Source organism: Acinetobacter sp. ANC 3929, assembly GCF_000369405.1.
Classification (GTDB): Bacteria; Pseudomonadota; Gammaproteobacteria; order Pseudomonadales; family Moraxellaceae; genus Acinetobacter.
Map to the genome: position 1 here is coordinate 635,447 of NZ_KB849998.1, position 18,948 is coordinate 654,394.

Annotated in this window: 19 protein-coding genes; 5 read left to right on the forward strand and 14 right to left on the reverse strand. The window is 42.1% G+C overall.

The genetic code is table 11. The annotated features are described in order from the left end of the window. Positions 1 to 2 precede the first annotated feature (2 nt). Positions 3 to 2,720, reverse strand: coding sequence for a pyruvate dehydrogenase (acetyl-transferring), homodimeric type (gene aceE, locus F909_RS13310; RefSeq protein WP_005147655.1), 2,718 nt, complete (start codon positions 2,718 to 2,720; stop codon positions 3 to 5). 204 nt (positions 2,721 to 2,924) lie between these two features. Next, on the reverse strand, positions 2,925 to 3,626 hold the full coding sequence (locus F909_RS13305; protein ID WP_005147657.1) for a M23 family metallopeptidase: 702 nt from the start codon (positions 3,624 to 3,626) through the stop codon (positions 2,925 to 2,927). 105 nt (positions 3,627 to 3,731) lie between these two features. On the opposite strand from F909_RS13305, the gene F909_RS13300 reads away from it, so the two are divergent. Continuing rightward, a complete protein-coding gene (locus F909_RS13300; protein WP_005147659.1) occupies positions 3,732 to 4,172 on the forward strand; it encodes a DciA family protein in 441 nt (146 codons plus the stop codon). A gap of 98 nt (positions 4,173 to 4,270) precedes the next feature. Here the strand turns inward: F909_RS13300 and lpxC are convergent, their stop codons facing one another. From lpxC to F909_RS13255, 9 genes are all read right to left on the reverse strand, one after another. Further along, positions 4,271 to 5,173, reverse strand: coding sequence for a UDP-3-O-acyl-N-acetylglucosamine deacetylase (lpxC, locus tag F909_RS13295; RefSeq protein WP_005147660.1), 903 nt, complete (start codon positions 5,171 to 5,173; stop codon positions 4,271 to 4,273). Positions 5,174 to 5,284: 111 nt separating this feature from the next. Further along, positions 5,285 to 6,466, reverse strand: coding sequence for a cell division protein FtsZ (gene ftsZ, locus F909_RS13290; RefSeq protein ID WP_005147661.1), 1,182 nt, complete (start codon positions 6,464 to 6,466; stop codon positions 5,285 to 5,287). 164 nt (positions 6,467 to 6,630) lie between these two features. After that, entirely contained in the window at positions 6,631 to 7,893 is a 1,263-nt protein-coding gene (gene ftsA, locus F909_RS13285) for a cell division protein FtsA (protein ID WP_005147662.1), read from the reverse strand. Positions 7,894 to 7,955: 62 nt separating this feature from the next. Continuing rightward, positions 7,956 to 8,813: a cell division protein FtsQ/DivIB gene (locus tag F909_RS13280; RefSeq protein ID WP_005147664.1), complete on the reverse strand. Its 858-nt coding sequence runs from the start codon at positions 8,811 to 8,813 to the stop codon at positions 7,956 to 7,958. Positions 8,814 to 8,819: 6 nt separating this feature from the next. Beyond that, the gene (locus F909_RS13275) at positions 8,820 to 9,746 is read right to left on the reverse strand and encodes a D-alanine--D-alanine ligase (RefSeq protein WP_005147672.1); all 927 of its coding nucleotides are present in this window, start codon (positions 9,744 to 9,746) and stop codon (positions 8,820 to 8,822) included. Positions 9,747 to 9,785: 39 nt separating this feature from the next. Further along, positions 9,786 to 11,231, reverse strand: a complete 1,446-nt coding sequence (gene murC, locus F909_RS13270) for a UDP-N-acetylmuramate--L-alanine ligase (protein ID WP_005147674.1) — start codon at positions 11,229 to 11,231, stop codon at positions 9,786 to 9,788. A gap of 13 nt (positions 11,232 to 11,244) precedes the next feature. Next, a complete protein-coding gene (gene murG / locus F909_RS13265; protein ID WP_081401904.1) occupies positions 11,245 to 12,342 on the reverse strand; it encodes an undecaprenyldiphospho-muramoylpentapeptide beta-N-acetylglucosaminyltransferase in 1,098 nt (365 codons plus the stop codon). 230 nt (positions 12,343 to 12,572) lie between these two features. Continuing rightward, positions 12,573 to 13,517: a glutathione synthase gene (gene gshB / locus F909_RS13260; protein ID WP_005147678.1), complete on the reverse strand. Its 945-nt coding sequence runs from the start codon at positions 13,515 to 13,517 to the stop codon at positions 12,573 to 12,575. A gap of 223 nt (positions 13,518 to 13,740) precedes the next feature. Then, positions 13,741 to 14,220, reverse strand: a complete 480-nt coding sequence (locus tag F909_RS13255) for a glutathione peroxidase (RefSeq protein WP_005147681.1) — start codon at positions 14,218 to 14,220, stop codon at positions 13,741 to 13,743. A 177-nt stretch (positions 14,221 to 14,397) separates the two neighbouring features. Here F909_RS13255 and F909_RS13250 point away from each other — a divergent pair, with 177 nt between their 5' ends. Then, positions 14,398 to 14,850, forward strand: coding sequence for a MarR family winged helix-turn-helix transcriptional regulator (locus F909_RS13250; protein WP_005147683.1), 453 nt, complete (start codon positions 14,398 to 14,400; stop codon positions 14,848 to 14,850). Beyond that, the gene (locus F909_RS20765; protein WP_081401905.1) at positions 14,851 to 15,045 is read left to right on the forward strand and encodes a DUF3565 domain-containing protein; all 195 of its coding nucleotides are present in this window, start codon (positions 14,851 to 14,853) and stop codon (positions 15,043 to 15,045) included. 79 nt (positions 15,046 to 15,124) lie between these two features. Here F909_RS20765 and F909_RS13245 read toward each other — a convergent pair whose 3' ends face one another. Genes F909_RS13245 through F909_RS13235 form a run of 3 tightly spaced genes read right to left on the reverse strand, consistent with a single transcriptional unit; the run spans position 15,125 to position 17,596 of the window. Beyond that, positions 15,125 to 15,880 carry an SDR family NAD(P)-dependent oxidoreductase gene (locus tag F909_RS13245; RefSeq protein WP_005147685.1) on the reverse strand — a complete coding sequence of 252 codons (756 nt, stop codon included), beginning with the start codon at positions 15,878 to 15,880 and terminating at the stop codon, positions 15,125 to 15,127. Beyond that, complete coding sequence (locus F909_RS13240) at positions 15,881 to 17,182, reverse strand: FAD-binding oxidoreductase (RefSeq protein ID WP_005147687.1); 1,302 nt, start codon at positions 17,180 to 17,182, stop codon at positions 15,881 to 15,883. Next, the gene (locus F909_RS13235) at positions 17,183 to 17,596 is read right to left on the reverse strand and encodes a GtrA family protein (protein ID WP_005147688.1); all 414 of its coding nucleotides are present in this window, start codon (positions 17,594 to 17,596) and stop codon (positions 17,183 to 17,185) included. Between the two features lie 25 nt (positions 17,597 to 17,621). On the opposite strand from F909_RS13235, the gene F909_RS13230 reads away from it, so the two are divergent. Next, the gene (locus tag F909_RS13230) at positions 17,622 to 18,500 is read left to right on the forward strand and encodes a decaprenyl-phosphate phosphoribosyltransferase (protein ID WP_005147690.1); all 879 of its coding nucleotides are present in this window, start codon (positions 17,622 to 17,624) and stop codon (positions 18,498 to 18,500) included. A gap of 19 nt (positions 18,501 to 18,519) precedes the next feature. Then, complete coding sequence (locus F909_RS13225; RefSeq protein WP_005147692.1) at positions 18,520 to 18,933, forward strand: divergent PAP2 family protein; 414 nt, start codon at positions 18,520 to 18,522, stop codon at positions 18,931 to 18,933. The last annotated feature ends 15 nt before the right edge of the window (positions 18,934 to 18,948 follow it).

Below are 18,948 nucleotides of genomic sequence, written 5' to 3' on the forward strand. Positions count from 1 at the left end.
AATTATTTCCCCTCACCTGTTTGTGTTTCATTGTATTCAGCAACTGCCTGAACTTCTGGATGCGCTTGTGGTGCCCATGCCACTGGACGATCCGTATCTAATTCAAAGTTAGAAATTGCATCTTTGACTAAACGTGCATCTACTTCGCCTTCGTCAGCGAGTTTTTTCAAAGTCGCAACCACGATATGCGCAGCATCAACACCAAAGAAACTACGTAAGTTTGCACGCGTATCTGAACGACCGTAACCATCAGTACCTAATGCAACAAATGGACGACCATCTGGGAGATATGCACGGATTTGTTCGCTATACGCACGCATATGATCTGTCGCAGAAACGACAATACCTTCCGTACCACGTAACTGTTTAGATACCCAAGATTCTTTCACTTCTTCAGTCAGTGGGTGTAAGCGGTTGTATTCTTCACATGCCATGCCATCACGAGACAACTCATTGAAGCTAGTTACACTCCAAACGTTTGAGTGAATTTGGTATTCATCACGTAAGATTTTCGCAGCTTTAATCACTTCACGCAGAATGACACCTGAACCCAGTAATTGCACAGTGGCTTTTTCGTCTTTTTCGAACAAGTACATACCACGTTTGATGCCTTCCTCAGCGCCTTCTGGCATTGCAGGATGCTCGTAGTTTTCGTTCATTACGGTTAAGTAATAGAACACTCGCTCTTGGTTCACATACATCCGTTGTAAACCGTCATGGACGATCACAGCCAATTCATAGCCAAAACACGGATCATAAGATACACAGTTTGGAATTGTGTTCGCCAAGATATGTGAATGACCATCTTGGTGCTGTAAACCTTCACCGTTCAATGTGGTACGACCGGCAGTCGCACCAAGCAAGAAACCTTGTGCCTGTGCATCACCAGCAGCCCATGCAATGTCACCAATACGTTGGAAACCAAACATTGAGTAGTACATGTACATTGGAATCATCGGCAAGTTATTGGTTGAATAACTGGTTGCCAACGCAGCCCATGCACTCATCGCACCGGCTTCGTTAATTCCTTCTTGCAACATGTGACCGTCACTTGCTTCACGGTAATGCATTAACTGTTCTTGGTCTTCTGGGGTATATTTTTGACCGTGAGCGGCATAAATACCGAGCTGACGGAACATCCCTTCTAAACCAAAAGTACGTGCTTCATCTGGAACGATTGGTACTACGCGGTCTTTAATTGCTTTCTCTTTCAGTAAAGCAGCAATTAAACGCACCATCACCATCGTAGTCGATTGCTCTTTACCACCTGAACCATTTAATACGGCATCAAATACAGATAATTCAGGAATCGCTAAAGTTTCACTTTCTCGACGACGTGCAGGTAGATAACCCCCTAATGCTTCACGGCGCGCCTTCATATACTTCATTTCTGGAGAGTTTTCACTCGGGCGATAGAATGGGAGCTCTTCTAACTTATCATCTGTAAATGGCAAGTTAAAACGGTCACGTACATATTTCAAAGAGTCGATCTGCATTTTTTTGATTTGGTGAGTTTTGTTCACCGCTTCAATTTCTTCAGACAAGCCGTAACCTTTAACCGTTTTCGCAAGAATAACGGTTGGTTGACCTTTGGCTTTCATTGCTTCTGCATACGCAGCAAAAACTTTGTACGGGTCATGACCACCACGGTTAAGATTATCGATGTCTTCATCGCTTAAATCTTTTACAAGTTCCGCAGCTTCAGGGTACTTGCCAAAGAATTTCTCCCGTGTATACGCACCGCCTTTCACTTGATAACGCTGATACTCACCATCAACTGTTTCATCCATCACCGCTTTTAAAGCGCCTGAGCTGTCTTTTGCAAGAAGCGGGTCCCAATGACGGCCCCACACCACTTTAATGACACGCCAACCCGCACCGCGGAATAAAGATTCTAATTCTTGAATAATTTTACCGTTACCACGTACAGGACCATCGAGGCGCTGTAAGTTGCAGTTCACCACCCAAATGAGGTTATCAAGCTTTTCACGACCGGCCAGTGAAATTGCACCCGTACTTTCTGGCTCATCCATCTCACCATCGCCAAGATATGCCCAGACTTTACGATCTTCTTCTTTGATCAAGCCGCGATTCATCAAATATTTTTGAATGTGTGCCTGATAAATCGACATGATTGGACCAAGACCCATTGAGACGGTTGGGAATTGCCAATAGTCCGGCATTAAATATGGATGTGGATAGCTTGGTAAACCGTTACCGCCCACTTCACGGCGGAAATTACTTAACTGCTCTTCATTTAAACGTCCTTCGAGAAAAGAACGTGCATAAATACCAGGAGCACAGTGACCTTGATAATAAATCATATCGCCGCCAAAGTTGTCAGAGGCAGCGCGGAAGAAATGGTTAAAACCAACGTCGTACAATGTTGCAGACGATGCAAAACTTGCAAGGTGACCACCAAGGTCATCGCCCGTTTTATTCGCACGTAATACCATTGCCAAAGCATTCCAGCGGATCAAGGCACGGATACGGCGTTCCATATCCTGATCGCCAGGCATTGCTGGTTGTTCTTCAACTGAAATGGTGTTGAGATAAGGTGTATTGATGCGTTGGATTGGAACGTGTTTTGCAATAGCCCGTTGATAAAGTTTTTCTAGTAAGAAGGCAGCACGTTCCGTGCCCATATGTTGTAATACTGAATCAAATGCTTCTTGCCATTCTTGGGTTTCTTGCGCGTCAGAGTCGCCATAAAACGCCATACAATTCACCTTTTCCCTTAAGTTATTTGTCGACCCTATTTTTATCATGTTTTGCTGTGATAGAACTATTGCCCCAGATGAATGCAAAACGCCTTATTATTTTCTGACAAAATAGTCATTGACCTAAATGAAACAAAACACATAAAAAATCGCCAATAAAGGCGATTTTTTTAAATATTGATATACAACTGTTAACAAATTACATTAAGGCAACATTGCTAAATAAGTTGATGGATTTTTACGTTGCCCATCTTTTACAACTTCAAAGTGTAAATGTGGTCCAGTACAACGACCTGTACAACCTACATTTGCAATATGTTCACCAGCACCTACACGATCACCAGCACTGACGATTAAGCGCGAAGCATGTGCGTAACGAGTGATGTAACCATTGCCATGATCAATTTCAACATATTGACCATAACCCGTACCCCACCCTGATTTTGTCACCACACCAGGGCCTGTTGCATAGATTGGCGTACCAGACGGTGCAGCAAGGTCAACACCTGAATGGTGGCGAGTAGAACCGAGTAGTGTGCGATTGCCCCAAGAAGAACTTACGCGACCTTCTTCTAGCGGATGGCTAACTAGCCAAGAATAACCAGTGTTTGCTGAAAATGACGGTGCGTTGTCTTGAGTTGAAATCGCTGAACGGCCATATTTCTTCTCGATCGTCGCATTATTCAATTCAATGGTTTTTTCGCGTAATTTAACTGACACATTCGATACAGCTGGCAAATCCATATCAGCTGAATGAGTATAAGAACCTTGAGCTAAGGTTTTTGATAATTGCTCTAAGCGGTCATCGCCTGTCGTCTGACCAATGTTCTGATAATCTGCAAAAGCAACCGAAGCAGCTGAAGCAGCCAATGAAAATGCGAGTAAAATACGACGCGTATGATGCATAAAAAACCTCTTGAAACCGTCCTTCAAACGTTCCTTTATCATCTGTTCCTTGATAACAGCTGAACCAAACGCTTAAGATGGACACATTACCTCCGAGGAAGTCACATGTCTGAACCTAACAACGTTTTCCAACAGAAAGGACAACATATAAAAACTGGAAACTTAACGCTTCTGACGACGCAAGTAACACAATGGAAACAACTTACGAAAATTATTCAACCGTTATTACCCCAACCAGAGCAATGGCAAGTTGTTTGTTATCAACACGGGGTTTTGATCATAACCGGTGAAAATCAAGCAATGATTAGTCAACTCAGCTATTTACAAAGCCACTATGTTGCGCAGTTAGCTCAGCTCGAAGGACTCAAGGAATTACGAAAAATCCAAGTTCGTTTAAGAAACAAGAATGTTGTCTCTCGTGAACCCTCTCCCCCAACAAAAACACTGACATCAGAGACCCAAGAGCTTTTACGCAGCGCCGCTGAATATGTGAGCGACCCTAAGCTTAGCCAAGCTTTACTACGTTTGGCAAGCAATAAAAAGTAAACTTCATATATTAAGTGTTGGAATACACACTATTTTTATGTGATGCAAATCTCATATTTAATTGTTATAACATAACATAGGCAATAAAAGACAATGACTTATGTCACACTTACATAAGGAATTGGACAATCACTCTCGTTATTAAATGTTACAATTTCATAGCTGCTTGGATCATTTTGAACATTGCGTAATAGCTGATTATTCAGCGCATGCCCTGACTTATACCCATCAAACTTGGCAATAATTTGATGCCCAAGCAAATACAAATCACCCACCGCATCTAGAATTTTGTGACGCACAAACTCATCGGCAAAGCGTAAACCCTCCTCATTCACCACCCCTGTATCATCGACACCAATCGCATTTTCTAAACTCGCACCTAGTGCCAAATTATTGGCTTTCAAATAATCTAAATCTTTCATAAAGCCAAAGGTCCTTGCTTCACTGACTTCATAGACAAAAGTTTCTGTAGAAAAATCGATGGTGGCTGACTGGTATTCTTTGGCAAATGCTGGATGGTCAAAATCGATGGTAAAGTTGAGTTGGAAGCCTGAATGTGGTGAGAAAATTGCTTTTTTGTCATCAATTAAAGCCTCGACTGGCTTTAAAATACGAATGAACTTCTTTGGTGCATCTTGCTCCGCCAGTTCACCTTGCATTAGCAAATAGATAAAGGGCCCCGCACTTCCATCCATAATCGGCACTTCAGAGGCAGACACTTCAACGATCAGATTGTCGATTCCTAATCCAGCAATCGCACTCATGACATGTTCAATAGTACCAACCTTGATGTCTTCACGAACTAAGTTCGAGCACATAAAGGCTTCTTGAATCAATAAAGCGTTGGCAAGAATGTCAACAGGGGGATTTAAGTCGATACGGCGAAAGACAATACCTCCATCAATATGATGTGGAACAAAATTAATCAGCACCTTCTGACCACTGTGCAGACCAATCCCGCTCGCTTTCACCACACGTTTGAGAGTACGTTGTTTCAACATGCCATACCAACTTCATTTGCAAAAACCGATATAACTTAGCATATTTTGCCATTTTAAAAAAATAAAAAAGGGGGCAATTCGTTGCCCCCTTTCTCTAAATATATGATTTTATTATTTACGCTGTTGATTTTTCAGATAGTCTTGAATGCTCATTGGTGATGAACGTGGCGTAGAATTTGCTGCTGCACTCGCAGAAGCATCAACATTTGCACGTTTGCTGATCGCTGGAACATCATCTTCATCCACAGATTGCTGAGCCGCTTGCGAAGCAGGTGCATGTGAAACCACCGCACGTCTCTTCTGATCAACTTCACTCGCATTACGTGTTAAACCTGTTGCAATCACAGTAACACGGAGTTCATCACGTGCATCTGGATCAAACACAGTACCGTAGAAAATTTCACCTTCGTCCAAATCAACGATTTGGTTGACGACATCGGTAATAATTTCAGTTTCACGCAAGGTGATATCATCACCACCCGTAATGTTGATCAATACGCCTTTCGCATTGATAATATTCACATTATCAAGCAATGGACTACGAATCGCCTGTTCAGCTGCTTGACGAGCACGATCTTCACCACGACCCAAACCAGCACCCATCATCGCATAACCGCGCGTACTCATTGCTGTTTTCAAATCGGCGAAGTCGAGGTTAATATGACCACGATTAACCACCAAATCAAAGATACTACGTACAGCATTCAACAATACATCATCTGCCTTTTTATAGGCATCTTTCATTGAGATATCACCATAAACGCTGAGTAAGCGTTGGTTTGGAATGATGATCAATGAATCAACGTGTGCTTCTAAAGCATCAATCCCTTTCTCAGCAGACTTTTGACGACGACGACCTTCAAAGTTGAATGGCGTAGTCACCACACCCACGGTCAAGATACCCATTTCTTTGGCAACTTCAGCAACCACTGGCGCAGCACCTGTACCTGTACCGCCACCCATGCCTGCAGTAACGAACACCATGTCAGTACCTTCAAGGTGCTGACGGATCACGTCACGACTTTCTTCAGCTGCAATTTGACCAACTTCTGGATTCGCTCCAGCGCCCAAACCACGCGTACTTTGTTCACCCAATTGAATTTTGAATGGTGCATTCATGCTATCTAATGCTTGTTTGTCTGTATTTGCACAAACGAACTTTACACCCTGAATATCAGATTGCGCCATATGCTGCACGGCATTACCGCCACCACCACCAACACCAAATACTGTGAAACGGGCTTGACCGTTGCCATTGTCTAGTTCATCTTCTATAAATTCAAATGAGGCCATGACCTTTAGATTTCCTAATATTAATGGCAGTTACTTCAGCCCGTTACTGCCCTGATTCTTAAACAACTGATGTGTAGGATGCTGTTCAATAATCACCAGCTTGTCAAGTACAGTGGCGGATTTAGAACAACTTCCTAACAAATTTTCCCAAAAATAACTACAACTTAAAAGATGGCCTTTAATTTGCTATTTAATGCATTCCAACCATTGGCAACACGATCAACAAAACTACGATCACTTGCTTCTTCTGGTTCTTCAACGGTATCTTGCAAATCGCTTTGGCTAAACATCAATAAGCCCGATACTGTAGCGTACATTGAACGACGCAAGGCTGGTAAATGTTGATCATCTGCATAAACTTGTAATGGCGGATTGCCCAAGTGTGCAGACACGCCCAGCATACGACGCGCCAAATTCACCATACCTTCAATTTGACAAGAATCGCCTGTGAGTACCACACCATGGTAGAGACCATGAATCGCACCACTATGTTCCAGTTCTTCACGAATTAAACTGAAGATTTCTTCATACCGTGCAATGATGATTTCTGCAAGCTCAATACGACTGATGGTTTGCGTACCGTCAATCGCTTGCACTTGAATCATGTGATCTGGTTTCACCACACTTAAGTCAACACAACCATGCAAAATTTTGATGCGTTCAGCTTCTTCGGTTGTGGTCTGTAAAACAGCGGCAATATCACGGGTGACATTCTCACCACCACGCGGCAAGGTTCGTGCCAAAGCCAAACGACCATCCAAATACACCGCAATATTGGTAATTCCTGCACCAATATCAACTAAACATACACCATATTCTTTTTCATCTTTGAGCAGACTGGCTTCAGCGGTTGCCAAGCAAGACACCACCATTTTTTCCACCCCGATATTGGCCCCTTTCATGGCACGATCAAGGTTTTGCATGGTGCTGATCGGCATCATCATCAACTGATAATGACCCGTCATGCTATGCGCAGACATATTCACCGGGTTTTGTACCCATTCAGCTGAATCACCAAGCTCAAAGCCCAATGGCACAGCACTGGCGAGGTAATAATCTGGTGATACATGACTCGCTTTAGCCAACTCTAGTGCACGAACCACTTCATTCGTCGTAATAATATGATCGTGGTTGGCGACTGGGGTACGGCCTGATGCGTAAAAACTTTGTAATTCTGTACTTGGAATCGACACCCACGCACTATGAATACGACACTCCGCCATATCCTCAGCTTCGGATACTGCATTCTTAATCGCCGCAATCACCTTGTCTAAGCTAACAATCTTGCCTTTAACCATACCTCGGTTGCGAGCAGTTGCCATGCCAATGACTTGGATCTTATCTGGTGCATGGATCTTACCAATCAAAACTGAGACTTTATGAGTCCCAATATCAATCGCAACAACTGAGGGAACAGCTTCACTCATTACTTCAATACCATATCTTTAGTGTTGTTTAGGACAACTGTCCTTTATTTTCAAGCCACGTATTATGGCTTTGCCTGAATTGCCCCTGCAAGGCTTGTGTCATCAATCGTTACAACTAACTGACCGTTAACAATCTTTGGCGGAGCTGCGTTTTTCCACTGAATAGCCAAACCATTCCGATAACGCAAATCAATCGCCGTGATTTTTGACCATACAGGTTTTAAATCCGTTTGTGCCAAATGGCTTAAGCGTTGCAACTTATTCATGGTTTGATCTTGGTCTACAATAATCCGTAGGCCTGAATCAAACTGCATGAACCAAGTCATACGCTCGGTTAAATACAATTCTTTTAATCTCAAATTCGCTGGATGAAACAGTTGATTAATTTCATTATAGCGACGCATCATCATTTTGGATTGGCTGGCTGGCCCGTGTAAAAGCGGCAAGTTTGGATGTGCTGTTGGCACTGCCTCACTAAATACATCGCCATTGTCACTCAGCAAACGCCCTGTTCCCCAACGTGCAATCGCATGACGCGGCATTACCCGCACTCGAATTGCATTTGGCCAAGCCCGTGACACCACCACACGATCAACCCAAGACACTTTTAATGCTTGATCTCGAATCTGTTCTAAATCTGAAGTGAAGTAGTTATCTTTAACAATTGGATTGAGAAATTGAACCAGCTGTTGATTTTCAACATCAGAATTGGTCCCAACGACCTGCAACTGCGCAACTCGTGCATCCGTCATGACTTTATACAAGCCAAACAGACCCAGCGCCAATACAGCAAATGCAATCACCAGTAACAACCAACCGCCCGCATTCACCATTTTTTGTTTAGGCGAAGGCGGTTTCTCGTGAATCGAGCTAATGGCCGGCCGTGTTTTACGGCGCATAGAGGCAGGAAGCTGAGCCATAAATCGTTAAGCCGATGCTGCTAAGGTTTGCTCTAAAATAGCAACACAAAGCTGATCAAAACTATAACCGACAGCTTGCGCTGCTTTTGGTACCAAAGAATGGCTGGTCATACCTGGAACTGTGTTCACTTCTAACAACCAGAAGTTCCCCTGTTCATCCTGCATCGCATCAATACGGCCCCAACCTTCTGCACCTACGGCTTGGAAAGCGCGTAAGCAGAGTGCTTGTAAGCTCTTCTCTTCTACTTCGCTTAAACCGCAAGGAATGCCATATTCCACATCATTACGCTGATACTTTGCTGCATAGTCATAAAAGGCAACGTCTGCTGGTGGCTGTAAACGAATCACGGGCAATGGCTGACCATTCAAGAATGAGATCGTAAATTCACGACCTGTAATCCATTTTTCTGCCATCACTACAGCATCATGCTGAGTTGCTTTTTCAATTGCAGCAGCAAAATCCTCAGCTTTCTCAACCTTGCTCATACCGACACTTGAGCCTTCATGCACAGGCTTGATAATCACAGGTAAGCCCAAGTCAGCAATCACAGGTTCAAGATCCGTATCTTTGGTGATAATCCGATAAGGTGCGGTTGGCAAGTCACTACCCTGCCAGATTTGCTTGGTTTTAACTTTATCCATACCAATCGCAGAACCTTGCACGCCTGTGCCCGTATAAGGAAGGTTTAACCACTCCAATACACCCTGGATCTGACCATCTTCACCGCCACGACCATGCAATACGATAAATGCACGATCATAAGCAACTAACTCAGTCACACTACGATCTTGCGGGTCAAATGCTTCAGCCTGAACGCCCGAACGCAATAACGCCTCTAAAACAGCTTGGCCGCTGTCCAATGACACAGCACGCTCAGCCGACTTCCCACCAAATAACACAGCAACTTTGCCGAATTTTGCAGCATTTGACACGTTTATATCCTTAAAACTTTTAATAATCACAAAACAAAATTATTTGGCATACAAGCGATGCTGAGCCAATTCTACCGAAATTGCACCAACGTTACCCGCGCCTTGTGTTAATAACAGGTCATCCGCTTGTAACACTTTTTGTAAAACGTTCGGTAAATTGCCTTCCACTGGATCAACCAAGATCGGTTCAACTTCGCCACGCAGGCGAATACTGCGTGCCAAAGCACGGCTATCTGCACCCACAATCGGTTTTTCACCGGCTGGATAAACCTCTAGTAATAATAGTTGATCAACTTGCGATAACACATCAACAAAATCGTCAAAACAATCACGGGTACGGCTAAAACGGTGCGGCTGGAACAACATCACTAAACGACGGTCTGGATGGCTGGCACGCGCTGCTTTAATAGTGGCTTCAACTTCTTTTGGATGGTGACCATAGTCATCCACCAATTTCACTAAGCCTTCACCCACTTCATATTCACCTTGAACTTGGAAGCGACGTCCCACACCACTAAAGCCTTCTAAAGCACGGCAAATCGCACCATCAGAAACACCTTCATCAGTTGCTACACCAATCGCAGCCAATGCATTCAAGACATTATGCAAACCTGGTTGATTAATGGTGACTCGCAATGGCTCACGGTCTTTACGTAATACGGTAAAATGCGACTGCATGCCTTCTTGTACAACATCTATCGCACGGATGTCATTGTCTTCAGCAAAGCCATAGGTCAATACTGGACGACCAACACGTGGAAGAATCTCACGAATATTGGCATCATCGCCACAGACCACAGCCAAGCCATAGAATGGCAAGTTATGTAAGAATTGAATAAAGGTATCTTTTAACTTATCAAAGCTACCTTCATAGGTATCCATATGATCTGCATCGATATTGGTCACGATGGCAGCCATCGGCTGTAAATACAAGAAAGAAGCATCTGACTCATCAGCTTCCGCCACAATAAAACGGCTTTCACCCAATGCTGCATTTACACCTGTGCTATTCAGCAAACCACCAATCACATAGGTAGGATCAAGATTTTCTTCTGCCAACATCGTCGTCAACAAACTGGTGGTCGTGGTTTTGCCATGCGTTCCCGCAACCGCAATACCATGACGGTAGCGCATCAATTCACCTAACATTTCCGCACGACGCACGATTGGCGTACGCTGTTCGATGGCTGCTTTAATTTCTGGGTTTTCAGGATCAATCGCAGTCGACACCACCAACACATTGGCATTTTTAATATTGTCAGCTGAATGGCCAATAAATACTTTAATACCATTGGCTTCGAGTTGAGCTGTGGTTTTCGACGCTTTAATGTCTGAGCCTGAAATTTTATAACCTTGGTTACTCAATACTTCAGCAATACCGCACATCCCCGCACCACCAATACCAACAAAGTGGATATTTTTAATACGGCGCATTTCTGGCACTTTAATCAGCTTTTTGGCTTGGTTTGGATTTGTAGGAGACATAAATAAACTCGAATTACAATTTTTTAATCAGATCAACCACATGCTGAGTTGCATTCGGTTGTGCTTGTTGACGTGCTTTTACAGCCATTTCAGAGAGGAGCTGACGATTTAATAGGGTCGCTAATAACTCATCTAAAACAACAGGTGTCATGTCTGCTTGTTGGCAAATCTTGGCCGCGCCTGCATTCGCCAAGAATTTAGCATTTGCCGTTTGGTGGCCATCCACCGCAATTGGTAAAGGTACAAAAATCGCTGCCAAACCTGCTGTTGCGACTTCAGTAACAGTTAAAGCGCCAGCACGGCAAATAATCAAATCTGCCTCACTATAGGCTTTTGCCATATCGTGAATAAAGGGTTCTACTTGAATATCCAAACTTGCAGGTGCACCTTGATACATCGCACGCGTGGCATCTTGCTTGTTTTGACCACACTGGTGGAATACCTTGAGCGGCATATTGACCTTTTTCAAAGCTTCAGGCAAACGCTCATTCAATGCCTGTGCGCCAAGTGAACCACCAACAATCAGAATATTGATTGGCAATTGTTCCTGTTCACGGGTTTGATAGCGCCAAGAAGGATTTAAAATCGCAGTGATTTCCGCACGCACAGGATTACCTGTGGTCACGACTTTACCACTGTTTGCAAATGTATTTGGAAAAGCCTGACACACGGTCTTGGCAATACGTGCCAATTGAGTGTTGGTAAAACCTGCAATCGCATTTTGCTCATGAATCAACACAGGAATACCCAGTAAGCGTGCAGCCAAGCCACCTGGGCCTGCGACATAACCACCAAAACCAGCCACAGCATCAATTTTCAGCTGTTTCATGTAGCGCATTGCGCTTAACGTTGCTTTTAAAATTTTAAAAGGTGCGCTGAGCTTTCGGACTAAGCCATTGCCCCGTACACCTTGAATATCAATTTGATAAATTGGAATATTTTGATCTTTGAGTAACCGATTTTCCATTCCCGTAGGCGTCGCTAACCAAGAGACTTGGCAGCCCTCCTGTTGCAGCTGTTTGGCAACAGCAAGTGCGGGGAAAACATGTCCACCAGTACCTGCGGCCATCATCATGACATGTTTGGGTTTGTTTTGCGGTGAATTGGTCACGGTCTAATTCTTCAACTCAAAAAAAAGAAGGTTATCGTCTATTGTTTTCGGCAGTTATTTTAATCCTAAAGCTTCATTCACGAAAAGCGAATTTCACTTGTTTACAACAGAAAGCTGGGCTTTTTTCGATTCTTTGTTAAAAACAAGGTTCTGCCGATATGCAAATGCCCATTTGCATCCAAATTTTCATTCAATACAAACGGGCATTTTGGTCAAAAAGTGAAACTTTTTTAGTTTTGACGACCTGCTTCTAACACCGCAAAAAGATCATCGGCAATTGACGTCCCAAATTGTGCATCAATCTCACGAATACAGGTTGGACTCGTCACATTAATCTCAGTCACATAGTTACCAATTACATCCAAGCCAACAAAGACCAAACCTTTTTCACGTAGGAATGGACCGACTTTCGCGGCAATTAATTTATCGTTTTCACTGAGTGGACGCGCCTGCCCCAAACCACCTGCTGCCAAGTTACCACGCACTTCCCCATTTTGTGGAATACGCGCTAAACAATACGGAATCGGTTCACCATTCACCATCAAGATACGTTTATCGCCCTCGACAATCTCAGGAATATAGCGCTGCGCCATGATTGGGCATGTCCCCATTTCTGTCAGCATTTCCAAAGTCGAACCAATATTCACCCCATCTTGATATAAACGGAAAATCCCCATACCGCCCATACCATCTAATGGTTTCACAATCACATCGCCATGTTCTTTGATAAATTCACGAATCAGGCTTTGTTGTGAAGTCACTAGAGTTGGGACTTGTAGCTCTGGAAATTGGGTTGCAAACAGCTTTTCATTACAATCACGTAATGATTGTGGTTTATTGATGATCCAAGCACCTTCACGCTCAGCCTGTTCCAAAATATAGGTGGTGTAGACAAAATTCATGTCAAACGGTGGGTCTTTACGCATTAATACCACATCGTAATCCGCCAGTGATTCTTTGCGTTTTTCGCCCAGCTCATAATAATGGTTATAATCTTCAAACACTTTTAAAGGTGAGATCAGACCAAAAGCTTTGCCTTGGTCGATATATAAATCGTGTTGTAATGCATAACCCAATTCATGTCCGCGACGACTGGCCGCCCATAACATCGCCATGGTTGAATCTTTTTTGAGATTCACGGTTTCAATCGGGTCCATCACTACAAGTACACGCATATTCTGACGCTCGTATTTTTAATCTTGGCAAAAAGTATAACGAAGTTTACTGATGATGTTTAAACAAGTTATGTAATTATTAAATCTAAAAAATTCTAATTTATTCAAATCACTAGATTCAATTTATTTGAATAGGCTACTTTATTACAGATGAAAAATAAAAAATTACTGGCAAATGAATCCACCGCCAGTAATTTGAAAAGCATTGCAATTTAAATTTAAATCAAGCCAAAAGTTTTTGAATATCTTTGGCAATTTTTTCAGGTTTAGTGATTGGCGCATAACGCTTAACCACTTCACCGTTTTGATTGATTAGGAATTTGGTGAAGTTCCATTTAATGCTGCTGCCGAGGAAACCTTTAGCTTCAGAAGTGAGATATTGATACAAGGGATGTGCAGTTGGACCATTGACATCGACCTTGGCAAACATCGGGAAAGACACCCCATAGTTACGCTGACAGAAGCTGCCAATTTCTTCATTGCTCGATGGATCTTGATTGGCAAATTGATTACATGGAAAACCGAGAATCACCAGACCTTGCTGTTGATAGTCCTGATATAACTTTTCCAAACCTTCAAATTGTGGCGTTAGACCACATTGACTTGCGGTATTCACCACCAATAAAACTTTGCCTTGGTAGTCCGCGAGGTTCTTTTGTTCGCCTTCTAGCAGTTCAGCCTGAAAATCATAAATCTTGCTCATAGGTGTTCTCTCATCTATCCAATATGGAATTGCTCAAAATAGTTTGCTTAATCATTCAGCTTGTTTATTTAATATTGCACACAATTATATTGTGCGCAAGTTTATTATGTACAATGTACTTTTTGTGCAATCCAATTTATACTGAATGTTCAACAATCAAGTCGAGGAAAAAGCATCATGGCTGAAGTTTCATTTTTGGAAAACCAAGTGTGTTTTGCCATGTATTCCGCGACCAATGCGATGATTCGCCAGTATCGTCCTTTGCTGCAGGAATATGATCTGACCTATCCGCAATTTATTGTATTGCTGGCTTTGTATGAGCAAGACAATGTGATGTTGTCTGAGATTGGACAAAAGACTTTTTTTGATTCGGGAACGCTGACACCGATTATTAAAAAACTCGAAGAAAAGCAGTTTTTAAAACGTGTTGCGGTCAAAGAAGATGAGCGGATGAAAAAAGTAATTTTGCTGGAAAAGGCGCTGGCGTCAAAAGATGAAATCACCCTGATTCCGTTTAAGCTTGCCTGTTCGTTGGGTATGGACCCAAATGATCTGCTGGCGATTCATAACTTATGCCATCGTTTTTTAAAAGGTTTGGAACAATCTAAACTCGAGTCTATGGAAAATTAAATACAGCAATCGATTGTCGGTTTTCATCTCGATGAGCAAAAACATTGGGTTGCAGACCTCGCCTGTGGACATGGGCAGCATATGCGCCATGATCCACCTCGGCAAAATCGTCCTTGGGTATTAACCGAACAAGGGCGCAATGAAAAATTAGGGGTGATGCTGGAATGTAAGAAGTGTGAGGGAAATAAAACCTGATGAGATGTATAAAAGTTTATAGTAAACATCAACTAAAAAGCCCAATAGATGATTGGGCTTTTTAGTTGATACATATTGTTTATATATCCATTTTTTTAAATAAAAAGAAAGGTAAATTTCGAATAATCATCATAATGATTGCCCATTTACCTGGTGTGTAAATGGTTAATTTACCTTTATCAATTCCTTGCACAATATCATTCGCAACTTGTTCTGGTGACGCAAGCTTACCTTTGCCTGACATTCCAGCCGTCATTGGCGTTGCTGTCGGACCGGGTTTGATTAAAGTTGCTGTGACTTGAGAACCGATTAAAGCAAGGCGATGTTGCAATCCTTGTAGATACTTATCAAGCAGTGCTTTTGATGCACCATATACATAATTTGATTTACGACCACGATCACCCGCGACTGAACCAATCACGGCCAATTTCCCATGATTATGTTCAATCATATGTTTCGCAATAATTTCAGTAAATAGCACAGGTGAAAGCGCATTCACTTCGATTGCCTGCTGACATTGGACTAGATCATTTTGACATTGCTCTTGATCAGGTAAATTGCCATGTGCAACCAGAGCAATATCGATTTTTCCCTGTTGATTGATGCTATCAATACAATCCTGAATTGCCGCCGCATTTAAGAAATCAACGGTCTGCAATTCGATATTCGCTTGCGGAGTGCGGACTTTAAGATCATTCGCAACACGCTGTAATTTGTCTTGGTCTCGACCTAATAGAATAACCTCACAAGGTTGCTGCTTCAGCCAGAGTCTGGCGCAGTGTTCGGCAATAGCAGAAGTTCCACCCACAATTAAGATTTTTGCTTGATTTGACATTTAGGCCCCTAATAGACGACGAGACATTTCCGAGCTGATGCCTGGGTCCCGATATTTTAAAAATTCAGTAAAGCGTGGATAGCCCGCTTCAAATAGTGATCTTGGCATACGAGCATCTTTGGCTAAATAAAGACGACCTTGTGCTTGTTGCACAATATGATCCAATTCATTTAACAGCTTTAAGGTTTTTTCACCACGATTTGGGAAATCCAATGCCAACGTAACACCCGATTTTGGAAAACTCAGTAATCCACCTGACTCACGATCGCCAAATGTTTTTAATACTGCTAAAAATGAGCCTTCACCTGATTTTTTAATGGTGTTTAACATTTCTTGAGTGACTTCTTTGCCAATGTCTTTCGGCACTACACTTTGATATTGGTAAAACCCTTTTGGTCCATACATTTTATTCCATTCATGCATAGCATCTAATGGATAAAAGAATGGCTCATAATGTACTTTTTGCGGCTGTCTTTTTAGCGAGTTTCCATGGAAATAGGAAAAATTAAAGATCGGTAAACTAAGTTTATTGACCAATGAAATAGGCGGATTAATCGGAAATACTTTATCTTTTATTTTAGGTTCGATTTGAGTCGATTGACCCGCGAGATTACCTCGTGAAAAAAGTCCCTTAGCATTTGCACCATTCATACAATCAATCCAAGATACCGTATATTCCCAATCTGGTTCAGATGAATCAGAGAGTGCAAAAAATTCATCTAGATTGTGATAAGGAATGGTTTCTGAATCAATCCAAGAACTTTGGACTGGACGTAACTGAATTTTGGCTTCTAAGATTATACCAGTTAGGCCAATCCCACCTAAGGTTGCATAAAACCAATCTGCCCTTTCAGTCTTTGAGCACTCAATAATTTCACCATCCGTACGCAGTAATTTAATCTGCAGAACATGGTCGCCAAAAGAGCCAAAAGCGTGGTGGTTTTTACCATGGACATCATTGGCAATGGCTCCACCTACGGTAATCATCTGCGTGCCTGGTGTTACAGGTAACATCCAGCCTTGCGGGATCAGTGTCCGATGAATGTCTTGTAAAGTAGCACCTGATTCGCAGTGTAAAATTCCAGTGTTCAAATCAAAAGAAATCAAATGATTCATAGCTGTGGTCAGCCATAAAAGGCCACTACCATTTAATGCCACATCACCATAACTACGCCCCATACCATGAGCGATACCTGGGAACGTACCATGTCTTATTTGTCTGGATGCTCGTGAAGGTGTTAGTAAAGGAATAACCTGATGTTCAGCGTCAGAAAGCCTACCCCAAGCCTGCATTGTTTTCATTTATGCCCCAACTTTACGAAACACAAAATGTTTATCTAAATAATATTTGCAAATATAGCCAATCATTAGACCGATTATTCCACCCATGTAGCGCATTTCTTTGGTTCCAAAAACTGCATGAAAGCCAAACTCAAAACCCCAGAAAATAATCGTAGTAAAGATACCCATAATGGTATACAGCAGAAAAACCTTTCCATCATGTTTGGTATTTTGTGTTTTATATTTAAAAATATACTTTTTATCTAAGATATACTTAACAATTAAACCAACACCTGTACCGACAAAAATTGAAATAAAAATATAAAAATTTCCAACATAAATATAACTGGAAATATCTTGTGCTATAATATTGCAAAAAGTAGCAACCATAGCAAATGCTGTATAAAGCAGCGCGAGCTTAATCGAGTCCATCATTTATATTTAATAGCGCTGAAAAAAAATGTATGATATAGCAGAAAATCGGTCTTTTCTAGCGGAAATCCCAGGACTGATAAAACTAATAAGACCTAAACAATGGCTTAAGAATAGCTTTGTTTTCGCACCTCTGATCTTTGCAGGCGAATTCCTAAATTTAGGATCCATTTATTCCGTATTATTTGCGGCATTTTTATTTTGTCTAGCAGCCTCAGCGGTCTATATTGTTAATGACTTAAAAGATATAGATAAAGATAGGGCACATCCTGAAAAGGCATTGAAACGCCCTTTAGCTTCAGGTCAAGTAAGCCCCCAAAGTGCAATTATTTTATTAACGTTGATTTATATTGCTTTAGGGTTCGCTTGGTTAGTTGCACCCAAGGTAATCTACGTGATCGTCGTATATTTACTGCTGAATTGGGCCTACACCTTTAAACTGAAACATGAACCAGTGATTGAAATTTTCATTGTCGCCTTTGGTTTTGTTTTACGTGTATATGCCGGTGCTGTCGCCTTGGCCGTGCCAGTATCTCACTGGATGTTTATTACCACATTAAGTATTTCACTTTATCTAGCCTCAATTAAACGTCGTCAGGAACTGATACAAAGTGGCTCACAAGGACGTGGTGTACTTGAACACTATTCAGTAAGCTTGATTGACCGATTTGCCGGTATCTCTGCAGTTACAGCCATTGTTTTTTATAGCTTGTACACGATGGAAGTGCAGCCACAACTGATTATCACTATCCCATTTGTTATGTTTGGCTTATTCCGTTACTGGTTTATTGTTGAAACATTAAAAGGCGGAGAATCTCCAACTGACGTGATCGCTCAGGACTGGCAAATCTTATTAACCGTTGTTTTATGGGTTGCATGTTGTATTTGGACATTATTACCAGCTTAGTTTTATTTTGGATTGTTTTGTGACGTATTATATTTACCTTATTACCCCATTTCTAGCTTGGCTCGTTGCGGGCTGTCTGAAGTTTCTTATTAATTCAATTAAGGCCAAGAAATTGGCCTTTGGATTAATTGGCTATGGTGGATTACCGAGTAATCATAGTGCCATTGTAAGTAGTATGGCCGCGCTTATTGCCTTTAAGGAAGGGATTGATACACCTGCTTTTGGGGTTGCGCTTACGCTCTCATTTATTGTGCTATTAGATGCAAACAGTTTAAGACAAGCTATTGGTAAACATGCGGTAGTGATTAATCGTCTAGCTAAAGATACACCTGAGTATCAGCAATTACGAGAACGCATGGGACACACAAAGATTGAGATCTTGGCGGGTGTCGTTGTCGGTATTTTTGTTGCTTATTTAGCTAGCGCGCTGTAAATCGAATATTAAGTT